General features: G+C 49.5%; 13 protein-coding genes and 1 tRNA gene. 6 read left to right on the top strand and 8 right to left on the bottom strand.

Features of this window, described 5'->3' with window-relative positions:
* Nucleotides 1-49 precede the first annotated feature (49 nt).
* Nucleotides 50-126 (top strand) — tRNA-His (locus AB2U10_RS03455).
* A 68-nt stretch (nucleotides 127-194) separates the two neighbouring features.
* Here the strand turns inward: AB2U10_RS03455 and AB2U10_RS03450 are convergent.
* Complete coding sequence (locus AB2U10_RS03450; RefSeq protein ID WP_367914198.1) at nucleotides 195-1,601, bottom strand: sulfatase family protein; 1,407 nt, start codon at nucleotides 1,599-1,601, stop codon at nucleotides 195-197.
* 129 nt (nucleotides 1,602-1,730) lie between these two features.
* Here AB2U10_RS03450 and AB2U10_RS03445 point away from each other — a divergent pair, with 129 nt between their 5' ends.
* Together AB2U10_RS03445 and AB2U10_RS03440 are read left to right on the top strand one after the other, a co-directional pair.
* Nucleotides 1,731-3,218 carry a serine hydrolase domain-containing protein gene (locus tag AB2U10_RS03445; protein WP_367914197.1) on the top strand — a complete coding sequence of 496 codons (1,488 nt, stop codon included), beginning with the start codon at nucleotides 1,731-1,733 and terminating at the stop codon, nucleotides 3,216-3,218.
* Nucleotides 3,219-3,231: 13 nt separating this feature from the next.
* On the top strand, nucleotides 3,232-3,510 hold the full coding sequence (locus AB2U10_RS03440) for a YciI-like protein (protein ID WP_367914196.1): 279 nt from the start codon (nucleotides 3,232-3,234) through the stop codon (nucleotides 3,508-3,510).
* A gap of 11 nt (nucleotides 3,511-3,521) precedes the next feature.
* Here AB2U10_RS03440 and AB2U10_RS03435 read toward each other — a convergent pair whose 3' ends face one another.
* From AB2U10_RS03435 to AB2U10_RS03420, 4 genes are read right to left on the bottom strand one after another with little or no spacing between them, the layout of a single operon-like run.
* Nucleotides 3,522-4,334 carry an alpha/beta hydrolase gene (locus AB2U10_RS03435; RefSeq protein ID WP_367914195.1) on the bottom strand — a complete coding sequence of 271 codons (813 nt, stop codon included), beginning with the start codon at nucleotides 4,332-4,334 and terminating at the stop codon, nucleotides 3,522-3,524.
* Nucleotides 4,335-4,377: 43 nt separating this feature from the next.
* Nucleotides 4,378-5,295 carry a hypothetical protein gene (locus tag AB2U10_RS03430; RefSeq protein WP_367914194.1) on the bottom strand — a complete coding sequence of 306 codons (918 nt, stop codon included), beginning with the start codon at nucleotides 5,293-5,295 and terminating at the stop codon, nucleotides 4,378-4,380.
* Nucleotides 5,286-5,807, bottom strand: coding sequence for a hypothetical protein (locus AB2U10_RS03425; protein ID WP_367914193.1), 522 nt, complete (start codon nucleotides 5,805-5,807; stop codon nucleotides 5,286-5,288). The genes AB2U10_RS03430 and AB2U10_RS03425 overlap by 10 nt, the downstream gene beginning before the upstream one ends.
* Before the next feature lie 20 nt (nucleotides 5,808-5,827).
* On the bottom strand, nucleotides 5,828-7,420 hold the full coding sequence (locus tag AB2U10_RS03420; RefSeq protein ID WP_367914192.1) for a peptide chain release factor 3: 1,593 nt from the start codon (nucleotides 7,418-7,420) through the stop codon (nucleotides 5,828-5,830).
* 380 nt (nucleotides 7,421-7,800) lie between these two features.
* Here AB2U10_RS03420 and AB2U10_RS03415 point away from each other — a divergent pair, with 380 nt between their 5' ends.
* Nucleotides 7,801-8,160 carry a hypothetical protein gene (locus tag AB2U10_RS03415; RefSeq protein ID WP_367914191.1) on the top strand — a complete coding sequence of 120 codons (360 nt, stop codon included), beginning with the start codon at nucleotides 7,801-7,803 and terminating at the stop codon, nucleotides 8,158-8,160.
* Between the two features lie 48 nt (nucleotides 8,161-8,208).
* On the opposite strand, the gene miaA is transcribed toward AB2U10_RS03415, so the two are convergent.
* Nucleotides 8,209-9,120, bottom strand: coding sequence for a tRNA (adenosine(37)-N6)-dimethylallyltransferase MiaA (miaA, locus tag AB2U10_RS03410; protein ID WP_367914190.1), 912 nt, complete (start codon nucleotides 9,118-9,120; stop codon nucleotides 8,209-8,211).
* A 59-nt stretch (nucleotides 9,121-9,179) separates the two neighbouring features.
* Here miaA and AB2U10_RS03405 point away from each other — a divergent pair, with 59 nt between their 5' ends.
* Together AB2U10_RS03405 and AB2U10_RS03400 are read left to right on the top strand one after the other, a co-directional pair.
* Nucleotides 9,180-9,818: a DUF4230 domain-containing protein gene (locus AB2U10_RS03405; RefSeq protein WP_367914189.1), complete on the top strand. Its 639-nt coding sequence runs from the start codon at nucleotides 9,180-9,182 to the stop codon at nucleotides 9,816-9,818.
* Nucleotides 9,815-11,350, top strand: coding sequence for a hypothetical protein (locus tag AB2U10_RS03400; protein ID WP_367914188.1), 1,536 nt, complete (start codon nucleotides 9,815-9,817; stop codon nucleotides 11,348-11,350). The genes AB2U10_RS03405 and AB2U10_RS03400 overlap by 4 nt, the downstream gene beginning before the upstream one ends.
* A 67-nt stretch (nucleotides 11,351-11,417) precedes the next feature.
* On the opposite strand, the gene AB2U10_RS03395 is transcribed toward AB2U10_RS03400, so the two are convergent.
* Both AB2U10_RS03395 and AB2U10_RS03390 read right to left on the bottom strand, forming a co-directional pair.
* Entirely contained in the window at nucleotides 11,418-12,143 is a 726-nt protein-coding gene (locus AB2U10_RS03395; protein WP_367914187.1) for a GLPGLI family protein, read from the bottom strand.
* A 106-nt stretch (nucleotides 12,144-12,249) separates the two neighbouring features.
* On the bottom strand, nucleotides 12,250-15,081 hold the full coding sequence (locus AB2U10_RS03390) for an outer membrane beta-barrel protein (protein ID WP_367914186.1): 2,832 nt from the start codon (nucleotides 15,079-15,081) through the stop codon (nucleotides 12,250-12,252).
* Nucleotides 15,082-15,241 lie beyond the last annotated feature (160 nt).

Below are 15,241 nucleotides of genomic sequence, written 5' to 3'. Positions count from 1 at the left end.
GATTGATTGTTGAGGAAGAAAATTTTAGTATTTTTGCAGTCCCAAAACGGAGGTTATAGCTCAGCCGGTTAGAGCGTCGGATTGTGGTTCCGAAGGTCGTGGGTTCGAACCCCATTAGCCTCCCCAGGAAAGCGAGTCATATGGACTCGCTTTTTTTATGGTTTTTTTTACCTGGCGGGGGGGGGGGGGCTGTATCAGGGTAATTTTCCTGCCGGCCGCCGGTTCTTTCCTTCTATCTTCTGAAGATCATCACCCAGGTCCTGCCGGATGAGGTCTGCCTGTGCTTCCAGCTCTTTTTTGATTTCCGGGTAAGCCGCTGAGACATCGTAGCGCTCACCGGGATCGCGGCGCAGATCGTAGAGCCCGCCCGGAAATACGAAGTGCTCATTCACTTTTCCGGGTTTGCCTTCATCGCCCGGTGTAAAACCCTCGTATTGGCGCCCTTCGTGCTCAAAGACCAGCTTCCAGCGATCGTTACGAATGGCCTCCAGGTTATTTTTGCGGTAGTAGTAAACAAAGTTCTTTCGGGGTTCCTGTGAAAAATCACCTTTCAGGAGGGGAATCAGGCTGACGCCGTCGATTTTACTTTTGGGGTATTTTGCCCCCGTAACCTCTACTATGGTAGGCAGGATATCAATGGCAGAGGCAAGATTCGGGCTAACCCGGCCTGCCGGAATTTTGTTTTTCCAGACCATCAGGCACGGTACCCGTTGCCCGCCCTCCCAGGTATTGCCTTTGCCGCCCCGCAGGCCGCCGGTACTCCCGGCGTGGTTTCCGTAATTCAGCCAGGGGCCGTTATCGGAAGTCACGATAAGGAGCGTGTTGTCTTCAAGGCCGGTTTCTTTCAGCGCCCGGCGTATCTCGCCTACTGACCAGTCCAGCTCCATGATGACATCGCCGTAAAGTCCGAGTTTTGATTTTCCCCTGAATTTATCAGAAACAGCCAGCGGCACATGAGGCATGGGATGAGCCAGGTATACAAAAAACGGCTTGTTTTTATTCTTCCGGATGAAGCTCACCGCCCGGTTGGTAAATTCAGTGGTAAACCGGCTTTGGTCGGGATTGAGCCCGATCACTTTTTCATTTTCGATGAGGGGCAGCTCCGGGTAATAATTTTTGGTTACCGGGTGATTGGGCCACATGTCGTTTGAGTAGGGGATACCGAAAAACTCATCGAACCCGTGACGTGTGGGTAAGAATTCGGCCTGGTGACCCAGGTGCCATTTGCCGTAAGCTGCGGTCACATAGCTTTGTTGTTTCAGCAGCTCGGCAATGGTTTCTTCGGCCGGGTTAAGACCCATACGCGAGGTGTGATCAATAGCACCGCTGAAGCCTACGCGGTTAGGATAGCAGCCGGTAAGCAGCCCGGCCCGTGATGCGGTGCACACGGCCTGCGGGGAATAAAACTGGGAGAAATACATGCCATCGCGGGCCATCTGGTCAAAGTTAGGAGTATCATACCCTACGGCCCCGTTACGGGCGATATCGCCGTTGCCCATGTCGTCAAAATAGATAACAATAATGTTGGTTCGCGGCTCTTTTGTGGCGGAGACCAGGAGCAGTGAGCAAAAAAGGATCAGGATACGGGATAAATAGAACATAGGCAGCAGTATATTTGATTTAAAGGTAAGCGGTTAGCCCCTGGAATCCAAGCCGGGTGCTCAGTGGGGCGGTGTTTTTTTGATTTTTACATTTTAGATCCGTATCTTCCGGTGTTTTATCCCTGATCTATGAAATATCTCAACCTTTTCTTCTGGCTTTTTATCGGTATAGCCAGCACGTTTGCCCAGACAGATGAAGAAAGAATCCGGAAAATAGCGCCTGAGCTGGACAAGCGTTTCCGGGAGTTCGGAGCAAAGAATCATTTATCGAGCGTTTCGTATGCGCTGGTGCTGGATGGCAGGATCATCCATGAGAGCTATGAAGGCTTGATCAACCAGGCCACCCAACAGAAGCCTGACCGCCGTTCGGTTTACCGGATTGCCTCTATGTCCAAGAGCTTTGCCGCAGTGGCGGTATTGCAGCTGCGGGACGCCGGAAAATTAAGGCTGGACGATGAGATAATCAAGTATATTCCCGAGCTGAAGGGACAAAAATATGCCCCTGATTCACCCGAAATTACCATCCGCCACCTGCTCACCCATTCGGCGGGTTTCCCGGAAGATAATCCCTGGGGTGACCGCCAGCTGGGTATTTCTACCGGGAAAATGCTGGCCATGTTCCGGCAGGGGATTTCATTTTCTACCGAGCCGGGCGTGCAGTATGAATACAGCAACATGGCATTTGCCATGCTGGGCTATATTATTACGAAGGTCAGCGGACAGCCCTACCAGGCCTATATTGCAGAGCATGTCTGGAAACCGCTGGGTATGAAAGATACGTATTGGGATTATACATTGGTGCCCGAGAAGCAACTGGTGAAAGGGTACCGCTGGCTGCGGGGCAAATTCATAGAGCAACCCATTGAGGGCAACGGCGCCTATGGCGTTATGGGCGGCATTCTTACTTCAACAGAAGATTTCTGCCGGTACATGGCCTTTCATCAGCAGGCCTACGACACGGATACCCCGGGATCGCCGGTGCTGAAGAAAAGCTCGCTGAAAGAAATGCATTATCCCTGGAATTTTAACAGCCTGAACCGCCGCGGATTTACCGGCAAGGGAGAGGCCTGTGTGAATGTTTCTCATTACGGCTACGGGCTTCGGCTTGACCGGAACTGCGATGATATCAGCATGGTGGGCCATTCGGGCGGCTTACCGGGATACGGATCCGACTGGAAAATACTGCCGCAATACGGCCTGGGTATTGTTACCCTTACGAACGGTACATACGGAAGCGCGGCCCTGCTGAATAACGAAATTTTACCGTATATCGTAGCCGCAGCAGGTCTGAAGCCCAGGGCGTTCCCTGCTTCGCCGATACTGAAGCAGCGCAGCAAAGAGCTGGCAGCCCTTCTGCCCTCCTGGGAGAAGGCAGAAGCCTCAGGCATCTTTGCCGAGAACTTTTTCAGTGATTATTTTACCGATTTGTTGAAGGAGGAAGCTGAAGCTGCCTTTGCGAAAGCCGGCCCCATCAGGAAAGTGCATGAGATAGTGGCGGAGAACGCTCTGCGCGGTTCGTTTATCCTGGAAGGAGAAAAAGCCAATCTGAAGGTTCATTTTACGTTATCTCCTGAAAATCCGCCACTCATTCAGGCCTACAGCATCCGGGTGGAATAAAAAAAAACAGCTTATGTACTACATCCTGTTTTATAAAACCGTAGAAGACTACGTGGAAAAACGGATTTCTTACCGGGAAGAGCATCTGCAATATGCCCGGACTTTTCAGAAAAAAGGCAGCCTGGTGCTGGCCGGTGCACTGGCCGATCCCGTTGACGGTGCCTTGCTGGTATTCCGGGGAGAAAGTCCTGAGATTGCCCGGGAGTTTGCCCGGAACGACCCCTATGTGAAAAACGGGCTTATCACCGGGTGGGAGGTGCGGGAGTGGACCGTAGTTATCGGGAATGAATAGCAGAGCCCTGTTCAGGGCTTTTCAGCCCTGAAGAAATTGGCAAAATACAGGACCTGGTAGTCGACTGCGTTTTTCCAGTAAGCACCGTTATGAATTCCGGGCCGCTCAATGTAGTCATGAGCAATATTCATGTACAGCAGCTTTTCGTGCAGGGCTTTATTCACAGAGTAGAAGAAGTCTCCTGTGCCACAATCAATGATGATCTGCAGCTTGCCGGAGTGTACCCGGTGCAGCTGGTTAATGACGGTAAAGTCTTCCCAGTTTGATTTGTTGAGGGCATAATCACCCAGCTGTTTTTTCATTTCCCAGTTTTCCGGGAAGGGCCGGATATCCACGCCGCCGCTCATGGAGCCGCAGGCGCCGAAGACCTCCTGGTGGCGGATGCCGAGCCACAGGCCGCCGTGCCCGCCCATGCTCAGGCCGGTGATGGCGCGACCGGCCGGCTCGCGCCGGGTGCTGTAATTTTGGTCTATATAGCTGACCAGCTCCGTGCTTACATAGGTTTCAAAGCGTACAGAAGGCTCTTTGGGGCTGTCCCAGTACCAGCTGTTCTGTCCGTCAGGACACACAATGATCATACCGGCCAGGGAAGCTATTTCGGGCAGCTCAGGCTTAATTTTGATCCAGCTGGCGTAATTTCCGTTATAACCGTGAAGAAGATAGAGCACAGGGTAGGCTTTGCCGGCCGTATACTCTTTGGGAAGTATGATGACATTCCTGATCTCTTTTTTCATGGAGGGGCTGTAAACCGACAGGGTGTCTACTTTTTGCGCATAGAGAACCGGTGCAACAAATAAAAGGAGAAGAATAAAAAACTTTTTCATTTGTTCAAATTTATACAAATAAAGAGCATAGTGCCTGTATACGCTATAAGCTTTCCAGTTTTTTTTCCAATGCTTCCAGGGTAGTAGGAGTGAGGCGAAGATTTATGGTCTGGTTTTCCCGGACCGTGATTTCCTCAAAATGCAGGTACGGAGTTTCATCGTCTGAAAATGCAAAAGCAATAACAAAAGCCTTTACGCCTACCGGAATGTCCTCTGCTTTTTCTTTATAAACCTGCATAATCGATTTGATATCCGGAAAATAGAGGAATTTGCAAACGTATTTCAGATCCACATCCGATACAAAGCTCAGGGAGGTGGTGGGGCCGTAGTCGGCAAATTTGTCAATGTTTATCCAGCCCAGTTGGTAGGGGAACAGCACATAATCCCAACCGGAGGCGCCGGTTGCAGAGATATTCTGGCAATAGAAGCGTCCTTTCTCCACAAAACAGGTGGAAGAATCTACCTGCCAGTTGAAACGGCCTTCGGTTTCTTTCCCCAGGAAGAGCAGCATATCGGGATCGCCCTGGCCGGGGAATATTCCGTTCATGTTGATCTGCAGCGCTCCCTGGAACACCTGCAGCTCATCGCGATCCTTAAAAGCCTGAACTTTGATCTGGCCGTCGGTGGTGAGAAGCTTCCCGTCTGAAACGGTCGGCTTCTGGTGAAGAATGATGTCCTTGACAGAGAGCAGCTCGGTGATTTCCAGCCGCACAGGAAAGTCTACCGTGCTAAAGTTTTTGGTGCGGTAAAAGCCGTCAATAGAAAAGTCTATCGAATTTCCTGCGGCGGTAATGAACGGCAGGTCATTTTTGGAATTCAGTGTAACCACCTGGGGCACCTTCTGAAGGCTTTCCGGTATTTTTACGGCAAAGGCAGAATTCTCCATTTGAAACAGGCGTTCTTTGGAGCAGGAGGTGAGGCTTATGATACTTAACAGGAGAAGTGTTCTGGTTAGGGACATGTCAGTAATTTTTTTGAGCGTTTATTAAAAGGATAGAACAGGAGGCCGGCTTCTGCGTAGGATTCATTCCACAAAATATTCCAATGGGCTTCTGCAAATCCTTTTAGCCTGTTCCCACCGGAAAGAATTCCCAGGCCCGCCTCGGGAAGTATGTTATTTTGACGGGCTTTGGTATTGCTGCTCGGGTAATAGTTCAGCCAGCGGTTATAGAGTACGCCGGTACTCACATACAGCACCGGCCCGGAGCTGCCGCCCCGCCGGGTAGCATCCCAAAGATCAAACTGGGCATTGGCACCGGCTTCCACTTCCTCGATCTGATTGAATTTCGGGGCGTATTTGAGCCGGGGTACAACAGACAGGCGATCCGTGACAGGAATATTTGCCCGGATCCCGGCCCCGAGGGTTTTCACGGGAAAATTATAGGTACCCGAAAGCCCGAAGGCAATGGTTTTCTGCGCTGAAGCCGTCACTGACAGGACGAAAAACAGCATTCCGTATTTTAAAAGGTTCATAAGGTTTAGCGGCTCTGCCTTTATACCCCCTGAAGCTTGAACTCCGAGGTGGTATGAAATTCGATGTCCGGATTATTCTCTTTGTTCATCCGCAGAATCCAGTCGGTTTCTGCCAGGAAAACAGGGTTTTCGTCTTTGTCGTAAGCAATATAATTGGATTTCAGGCGCATGAACTCGGCCAGCTTGGCAGGGTCTTCAGCGGTGATCCAGCAGGCCTTGCTGTAAGGGCGGGCCTCAAAGCGGCAGGAGGCACCGTATTCATTGAGTAAACGGTACTGGATCACTTCAAACTGGAGTTCGCCTACGGTACCGATCACTTTGCGGTTACCCGGCTGAAGCGTAAAGAGCTGGGCCACTCCTTCTTCCGCCAGCTGGGTGATTCCTTTGTCGAGCTGCTTGGCTTTCATCGGATCGGTATTGACCACCTCGCGGAAGAGCTCAGGCGAGAAGCTCGGAATGCCGGTAAAGTAAAGCTGCTCCCCTTCGGTCAGGGTATCCCCGATTTTGAAATTACCGGTGTCGTAAAGCCCTACTACGTCACCGGGGTAGCCTTCTTCCACCACTTCTTTGGCGTCAGCCATGAACATATAGGGGTTGGAGAAACGGAGCTCTTTTCCCAGCCTGACGTGCTTATAGAATTTTCCCCGCTCAAAGGTACCCGAGCAAATTCTCAGGAAGGCGATCCTGTCGCGGTGGCGCGGGTCGATATTGGCGTGAATTTTAAATACAAAGCCGGTAAATTTCTTCTCGGAAGGTTCTACCTGCCGTACGTTGGTCATCCGGGCTATAGGGGCCGGGCTGATCTTACAGAACGTATCCAGGAGCTCTTTGATACCAAAGCTGTTGACGGCGCTTCCGAAAAATACAGGAGCCACTTTCGCGTCGAGGTAGTCACGGGTGTTGAAAGCATCGTAAACGGTGTCAATCATCTCCACATCTTCTCTCAGCTGCCCGGCATCTTGGGTACCCACACTCTGTTCCAGCTCGGGAGAGTCAAGGGCAATTGCCTTTACGTCATCTTCAAGCCGGGTTTTGTTCACTTTGAAATAATTCATCTGCTGATCCAGCAGGTGGTATACCCCCTTCAGGCTGCTACCGCCGTTGACCGGCCAGGTGATAGGCCGTACCTTAATGCCCAGCTTTTGCTCGAGCTCGTCGAGGAGGTCAAACGGGTCTTTTCCTTCCCGGTCCATTTTGTTCACGAAAACAATCACCGGCGTATCCCGCATGCGGCATACTTCCATCAGCTTTTCTGTCTGCTCTTCCACCCCTTTAACACAGTCGATGACCAGGATAACGCTGTCTACGGCCGTTAGGGTCCGGTAGGTATCTTCGGCAAAGTCTTTGTGACCGGGTGTATCGAGGATATTGATCTTACGACCTCCGTATTCAAAGGTCATGACCGAGGTGGCTACGGAAATCCCTCTCTGCTTTTCAATTTCCATGAAGTCAGATGTAGCGGTCTTTTTTATCTTGTTCGATTTGACGGCTCCGGCAGACTGAATGGCTCCTCCGAAAAGCAGAAGCTTTTCGGTAAGTGTGGTTTTTCCGGCGTCGGGGTGGGCAATAATCGCAAAGGTGCGTCTTTGCTCCAGCTCTGAAATAAATGTCACGTATACAGAATTTTTGAAACCGCAAATTTACGAAAAACTTTAGTTCGGGAGAGGGAAAGGGTTTAAAACAAATTGGCAGCCCTTGCTGAAGGCATTTGACGGGTAAAACTGAAATTTAAGGTGAATTTAATGTGTGTTAAAATTCCGCTGTTTTGTTTGGCTGAAATGATGAATTTTTAGTATATATTTTATTGATTATAAGTGATTTATGTGTATTATTTGGTGATTAATATCCTGCGTGGCGGAGTGGCTGTATTCCTGTCTTTTTAAGTTGAATTTAATTCCGTGTTAAGGTAATTTTAATGCAATAGGTTCAATATCAGTATTTTGTATGTCGTTTTCTTCCTGAAAACTAATTGTTCATTTAAACTTTTAATATCATGAAAAGAGTATCAGTTTTAATGGCGTTGTTAGTGATGGGAACTGCCGTTTTTGCAGAAGTCACGACGCAACCGGAAAAAAGATCATCTGTAATGGTGGTAGTTAATGATGATTATGTGGGTGAGTACCAGTTTGCAGAGAGTTCTCCCATTAAAAATCTGAAAGTGGAGAAGAGCGGCGATGTTTTGATCGGGAAAACAGAAACAGGGCAATCTGAACTGGTTGCAACAGATAAAAAGGACACATTTTCTCTGAAGGATTATGGTGGTACTCTTGAATTTAAGAGAGATGAGTCCGGCGCGGTTAAGGGAGTTACATTAACGGTAGAGAACAATTCATTTGAAGGAACGAAAAAGTAACCGGCTCCCTTAGATAAAGCCTTCCCGGCATATAACCGGGAAGGCTTTTTAATTGTCTGCCCGGCTGTTTTCTATAATGTATTTTATAATTCCCGCCTCATCTTCGGGATGAAACCATTCAAAGGTATCCTGGTTCTTAAACCAGGTCATCTGCCGTTTGGCGTAGCGGCGGGTATTTCTTTTCAGGAGTTCGGTCATGGCAGCGCGATCGTATTCTCCCCGCAGGTAGCCGAAGACCTCCTTATATCCCACGGTCTGAAGGGCATTTTTATTTTCGAAGGGCATAAGTGACCGTACTTCTTCTACCAGACCCTGCTCCAGCATGAGATCTACCCGGCGGTTAATCCGGTCATACAATTCTTCGCGCGGTCTTTCCAGGCCAATTTTGATCAGCTTGTAATCATGGTTTTTTGCACTTTTTACCCAAAATTCAGAAAAAGGCTTTCCTGTACTCAGGCATACTTCCAGTGCCCGTACCACCCGTTGCGGGTTTTGGAGGTCGATCTCCCGGCCGGCAGCCGGATCAAGGGCAGTCAGTTCTTTTTGCAGGGCCTCCAGGCCTTCGTTTGCCAGGCGCTGCATCAGTTCTGCCCGCAGTGCTTCGGGGGCGGAGGGCATGTTGTCTAAACCGTGGGTTACGGCACGCACAAACAGCCCGGTGCCACCGGCAAGGATGGCTATTTCTTTTTTTTGAAAGTATTCCCCAAGCAAACGGTCCACATCCCGTTCGAAGTCACCGGCGCTGTAAAGATCCTGTACGGAATGTGAGTTGATAAAATGATGCCGTACGTCGTGCATTTCCCGGAGCGTGGGTTTGGCTGTGCCGATCTGCATTTCCCGGTAAAGCTGCCGGGAGTCAGAAGAGATCACTTCAGCATCAAAGTATTGGGCCAGACGAATGCAGAGATCGGTCTTTCCTACGGCCGTGGGCCCCACTATAACTACTAGATTACCTTTCAATTCTTCCGCATTTTCCAACAAAATTATATAAGTTTGTATTAATTATATACGTAAATCCTATGATGGACTTCGGAATTTTCGTAATTGCCTTGGGAGTAGGTACTATAGCGGCCTGGCAGGTTTTCAACTGGGTCTACGGGAAAAAGCTGAAAGGCAACAAGCAGGAGAGCATACGGGTAGAGGCGAACATCCTCCTGGAGAAAATCGAACAGGTGTTTAAAGTAGTGCTGGCAGAAGGGTATTTTACAGAGATTTACGATCACAATTCAAAAAAAGATTTCTGGGGACTTTTCAAAACAACCAATAAGGCGTTGATCATTGTTAAGGCTAAAGTTTCTGTAGGGTATGATTTTGCTAAGATGCGGTTTAGCCGGCTCCCTGACAACCGCCGCCTGGTGATTGAAGAATTTGCCCCGGCAGAGGTGCTTTCCATAGATACCGATTATAAGTTTTATGATATTAACCAGGGCTTCGTTAATCCCATGAAGCAGGAAGAATATACGGCCATTTTATCGGAAGCAAAAGGTATGATCAAGGTAAAAGCTGAAAACAGCGAATTGCCGGCCATTGCGGCCAACCAGCTGCAGCTGATGATGAAACAGATGGCTTCCAGCATGAACTGGGAACTGGAAATGTTGCCCGGCAGGGCAAAAATAGAGATTCCTGCCGTTGACAGCGAAAAAGAAGAAGATATATGAGATCTGCAATTGATTTATGGATGACCCGCCTGACCTATTTTTATATAGGATTGCCTTTCATCCTCTTTGCATTGTTGTGGCTGAACTGGATTGCCGCTGCCGCTTTTGCCGGTACGGTTACCGTAAGCCTGGTGCTGGCCTGCCGGCTGATAGAACCCATGCAGTTTGTGAGGCTTAGCCGGAAAATGGTTTTCTGGAGTGTGATCGTTGTGGCGGTGATTGTTTTTTTCTCCGGGATAGGGTCTTACACTTACCAGAACGAGGATTTCCCCTACCGGAACGCCCTGTTCAATGACCTGGTTAACCTGGAGTGGCCTGTCATGTATAAGGTGCAGGGTTTCGAGGGGCATTTCCTGAACGGCAAGCAGACCATCATGACCTATTACCTGGGCTATTACCTCCCGGCCGCCCTGTTTGGTAAGTTTTTCGGGCTTGCCGCCGGCCGGTTTTTCCTGTATTTCTGGACCGTGCTGGGTTGCCTGATCGTTTTGTACCAGACCGGCAAATACCTGAACCGGTTCTCGTGGAGTGTTTTGCTGATGTTTTTTGCCTGGGGAACCCTGTTTTTTATCGGGGCGCTCATCAAATATCCCCTGGATAAATTCGGAACGGAAGGCTATTACCTTTGGGCAGGCATGCGCCTGTATGCCAACAGCAACCTGGGGTCGGTATACTGGATCTTTAACCAGTCGCTGACGGCCTGGCCCGTTATGCTCCTGATCCTGAACGGGGCATCGGCCAGGAATATGTTTTTTATATACAGCTTTGCGCTGTTTCTCAGCCCGTTCTGCTTTGTGGGCTTTTTCCCGTTTATCCTGTATTTTATGTTCCGTGATTACGGGAAGTTCAGGGATGCAGGCGAGTTTATCCGTTCGTATATCAGCTTTCAGAATATCTTCGGGGCTGCTGCGGTGGTACTGCTGACCTATCTCTACCTGCAAAGTAATCAGGCGGGCCATAAATTTCAATATATCCCGTTTTCAGGTGTGAAGGTTTTCGTGGCTTTTATGCTGTTGTCGTGGGGCATTGTAGCGCTTATCCTGCTCCCCAAATACCGCAATGAACCCCTTTACTGGATATCGGTGCTGGTGCTGATCCCCCTGCCTTTTTTCCAGCAGGGCAACGGGATGGACTTCCCCGGCCGGGTTTCCATGCCTGCTTTTTTTATTTTGATGCTGCTGGCTATCCGGCTGGTGATTGAAGAGAAGAGGGGAGTAACCCGCTGGGCAATGGTGGTGTATTTCCTGGTGGCGGGTCTGGCCCATTTTACGTTTGAAACCGGGATGTCGATGTTTAAGACAGGATATGCCAACCTGAGCTACCGTACCCACCTTGATGCTGTACTGCTGGAGTCTGACAATGCAAAATTCAGGGAGCTGGGTGAAGATCTGAAGCGGATCAAGCATAAGGATGTACTTACCCGGGACCCGTTTAAGACGGTTACCAACCCGGCGAATCCCGTGATTTGGAATTATATGGCGGACACGGAAGGGTCGTTGTTTTATATGTATTTAGCCAAAAAGAGGGAATAAGTTCCAGCTACCGGGTTCCGAGTTTCAGCAGCTGCTGCACCCGGAACCCGGTCAGAACCCGGAACTATCAATACCTGAGCCCCCACGGCATCTGCCGGGCCTCTTCCATATCTTTTATGTATTTGGCTACTGCCGTCTGGTACTCTTTCCGGCTATAACGTTTTCCTTTTACTTTTTTCGGTAGCGGAGGCAGGACCTCGTTTTCATTCAGCTTTACCGATGTGGCGGTAAGCACCACCACCCCGTCATTGATGTTTACTTCGAGAATGGCGCCGGGTAAGCCCATAAACTCTTCCGGGCCTATGCTCAGGGGGATATCCGTAGTGAACCAGGCTTCCACCATGTAGTTTCTCAGGGAATCGTAGGTGGTAGCCAGCATACAGATATGGCCGGCTATTTCTTTGATCTCACTTTTGATCTTCCAGGGGAAAGTGTAGAGTGAATCTTCCACAATATATACCTTGCCGGCGATCATTTGGGTTTCCAATACTTTATTGCCCGTAAAATCACGCCTGACCCAGTATTCGGTTTTCTGCCAGGAGTTGCCGCGCTCATCAGCAGCCGTACCGTAGTAAGACCCCTCGTTGTTGAAGGTCAGCTGGGTTCCGGTTTTGTATACTTCGTCGTTTTTCCAGGTCTGGAGGGCCCGCTGCTTTTGCTCATTGTTCATGAACTTGTTTTTCTCGATATATTTGAGCCAGTCCTGCCCGTAGTCGTACCGGATGGTTCCAGCCGTCTTTTGCGCCTGCAGGCCCGTAGTGATCATTAAAAATGCAACCAGTAGTTTTTTCATTGATATAAAATATTTTTAGGTGTAGAGGCGCAATATATTGCACCTTTTCTGTAATTCGGGGGCAGAGGCGTAAAATTTTACGCCTCTGAAAATTTTGCTTCCCTGTTTATTCCCACCTGTTTCTTTTAATTTCTGTTTTCATTCCCCGCATGTTGAAAGAGTAGCTCAGCATGATGTACCTCGACAGCGTAACGGTATTGGTATAGGAAACTTCGTTGCTGGAAGCCGACTGGTTTATGCCGACGTTCCGGTTGAAGAGGTCGTTGCCGGTAAGCCTGATCTCGTGCTGGTTCTTCTTCCCGAAGATTTTATAAACGTTCAGTCCCAGGATAGGCAGGTACTGATCGAAGTTGATCCGCTCGTTAACCTGGTGCGAATAGTTGAAACGCGAAGTGATAAAGAACTTGTTCGGCAACTGGATATTCAGGTCAGAGCTCAGCGTCTGCCGTTTGTAGGTCTGGTTCTGCTGCTTGAAAATCGAATATTCGGTATAGTTGTTCCAGATGTTTCCCGAAAGGAACCACGACAGCCAGGAAACCGGTGTAACATTCAGCGAGAGATTGGCTCCCACGTATTTGGAATTATTGTTATTCAGGATCTCGTTGATGTAAAGCGGGGTGTTTGAAATACCGCCGTTAATGCCCACATCAGCCATTACCTTGTTCTTTTTTATCGGGAAGCCCACGCCGATGTTACCGCTGAAAGAATCGCCGCCATCCCTGATGTTTTCAGGAGAGGAGAAGGTAATGAGGTCTTCGCTGATCTGCCGGTTGTACACTATTTTATCGCGGAAAGACCGGTAGAAAACGCTGGTCCAGATGCTGAAGAATGTAGCCGGATCATATACATTGTAGAAGGCGTTGACCGTGCTGGTGCGCGATGGCTTCAGATCCGGGTTACCGCTGGTCAGGAACATCGGGTTAGCGTTATCGGTGAACGGCTGCAGCTGGTTAATGGTTGGAGCCGATTCTTTAATATCTGCTGAAATATGAATACGCGAGGTGTTGGAGAAGCTGTACCGGAAAGTAGCTATCGGCAGCAGGGCCGGGTAACGGCTGGCGATCGATGAACGCTCCGACCCGCCGCGGTCGTTCAGCACCTGTCCGTCAAGGCTGATGCCCTGCGCCGCCAGGCCCAGCATGGCAAAGGTACCCTTATTGGCGTACCGCATAGAAGACCCGAGCCTTTTGTAATTGATGGTATTGTCATAGAACACGCTCAGCCGGTCGTTCCGGTTGGCACCGGTTTCTACGGGCGGACTGAACACATCACGGTCAATGCTTTGCAGGGTCTGGCTGATGTTGGCAAAGATATCCCAGGTAAGCTTTTTCCCTATTGGCTCCACGTACATGGCGCTCGATTTCAGCACCGAGGCCCTGCTGATTCCCAGAGCCAGCTGGTTGATGTTGACCGCAGAAGAGTCGGTAATAGGGAAGCTTTCTCCGCCTACAATCAGCTCCTGGATATCAGACCGCTGCAAGGCATCGGTATTGTTGTTGTTGAACGTATACGTGCCTGATAACAGGAAAGAGCGGCCTTTTTTCTTAAACTTGTTCCTGAAGAGTACCGAGCTTTCGAGGTTGGCAGTGAATCCGTCACCGGTAGAAAATGGGTTCTGGTTACGGAAATGCTCGTTTGACAGGTTGAAATACTGCTGTTTTACATCCGAAAACTGGTCGCGATCGGCCAGGCGCCCGTTCACATAACCGATAAGGGTACGGAGCGAATCGAGCTCGCGTTCATACCGCAGGCTTCCCCGGTGGTTGCCGATGGTATTTTCGTATCTTTCCTGGCTGCGGATGTTGTACTGGGTACCGGGCAGGAATATATTTCTGTACTGTTCCTGCTGCAGCTGCTGCGCGGTTCTGTTGTAGAAATAGTTGGAGCTTATTTTATTCTTTTTGGTGTCGTAATTGTAGTTCAACCCGCCGGCAATGTTCTGGCTTTTACCCCGGTCAGGCCCCCAGGAGGTAGGTATGCTCAGGCTTTCCCCGTTATTGTCATCCCCGAAGATAACGATATAGCCGCCCGAGTCAAAGCCAAAGTCTACGTTGTCGCCCCAGTTGTACGACTGGCTGCCCCGGAAATCCTGATAGTCGTCGTTCGAAAGCCCAGACTGGTTGATATTGTTTCCGAAGCCGATGATGGAGAGCTGGTTTTTGTCGTCAAAGCGGTTGTAGTTCCCTTTGGCCAGTATCCGGTCTTCCGTACCTGCCCCGGCCGTGAGCTTTCCGAAAGCCCCTTTTTTGAATTCGTCTTTGAGTTCGAGGTTCAGTGTTTTTTCCGTGGTACCGTCGCTTACACCGGTTACCTTAGACTGCTCCGTGGCGTCATTGAATACCTGGACCTTGCTGATGGCTTCAGACGGGAGGTTTTTGGTAGCCGCTTTCGGATCGCTTCCGAAAAACCGTTTACCGCCTACCAGTACCTTGGTGATATTTTCGCCCTGGGCTTTAATGTTACCGTCGCCGTCTACCTGGAAACCGGGCAATCTTCGCAGCAGGTCTTCTACCGTTGACCCCGGCGGCACCTTGAATTTACTGGCGTCATACTCTACGGTATCGCCTTTAAAAGACATGGGGGCTTTAGCGGTTTTGATGACCACCTCGTACAGCTCCTGGTCAATGGGCTTCATACGAATGGCCCCCAGGTCACGCGATGTCACGGCCGGATCATATTTGACCAGCTGCTTGTAGGGAAGGTACCCCACAAAGGTGGCCTGCAATACCACATCTGCCTTTTTTACGCCTTTGAATTCAAATCTGCCTTCGCCGTCTGTCCGGCCAAAGGTAAGCATGGTGGAGTCAGAAGGGTTAAGCAGGAACATCGTGGCAAATTCAAGCGGAGCACCTGTGGTGTCTACCAATGAGCCTTTAAGGGTGTAGCTCTGGGAAAGAGCCGGGAATGAAATAATAAGTAATAGCAAAATTTTTTTCATATATGCATCAATAGTTTATTACGGTTTTGAATGATTAACTATAAATTTAGGTTGATATTGTATCCCGCTCAGACAAAATTATTTTTTATACCGGTATACGGTTTTGAAATGTGATGAAAGACCATTTTTTTGGTATTAAACCGCAGCATGCGGCCTTCTC

It is taken from the genome of Leadbetterella sp. DM7, from assembly GCF_040829825.2.
Classification (GTDB): Bacteria; Bacteroidota; Bacteroidia; order Cytophagales; family Spirosomataceae; genus Leadbetterella.
The sequence above is the reverse complement of the archived record's forward strand: the minus strand, read 5'-3'. Positions and strand labels throughout refer to the sequence as shown.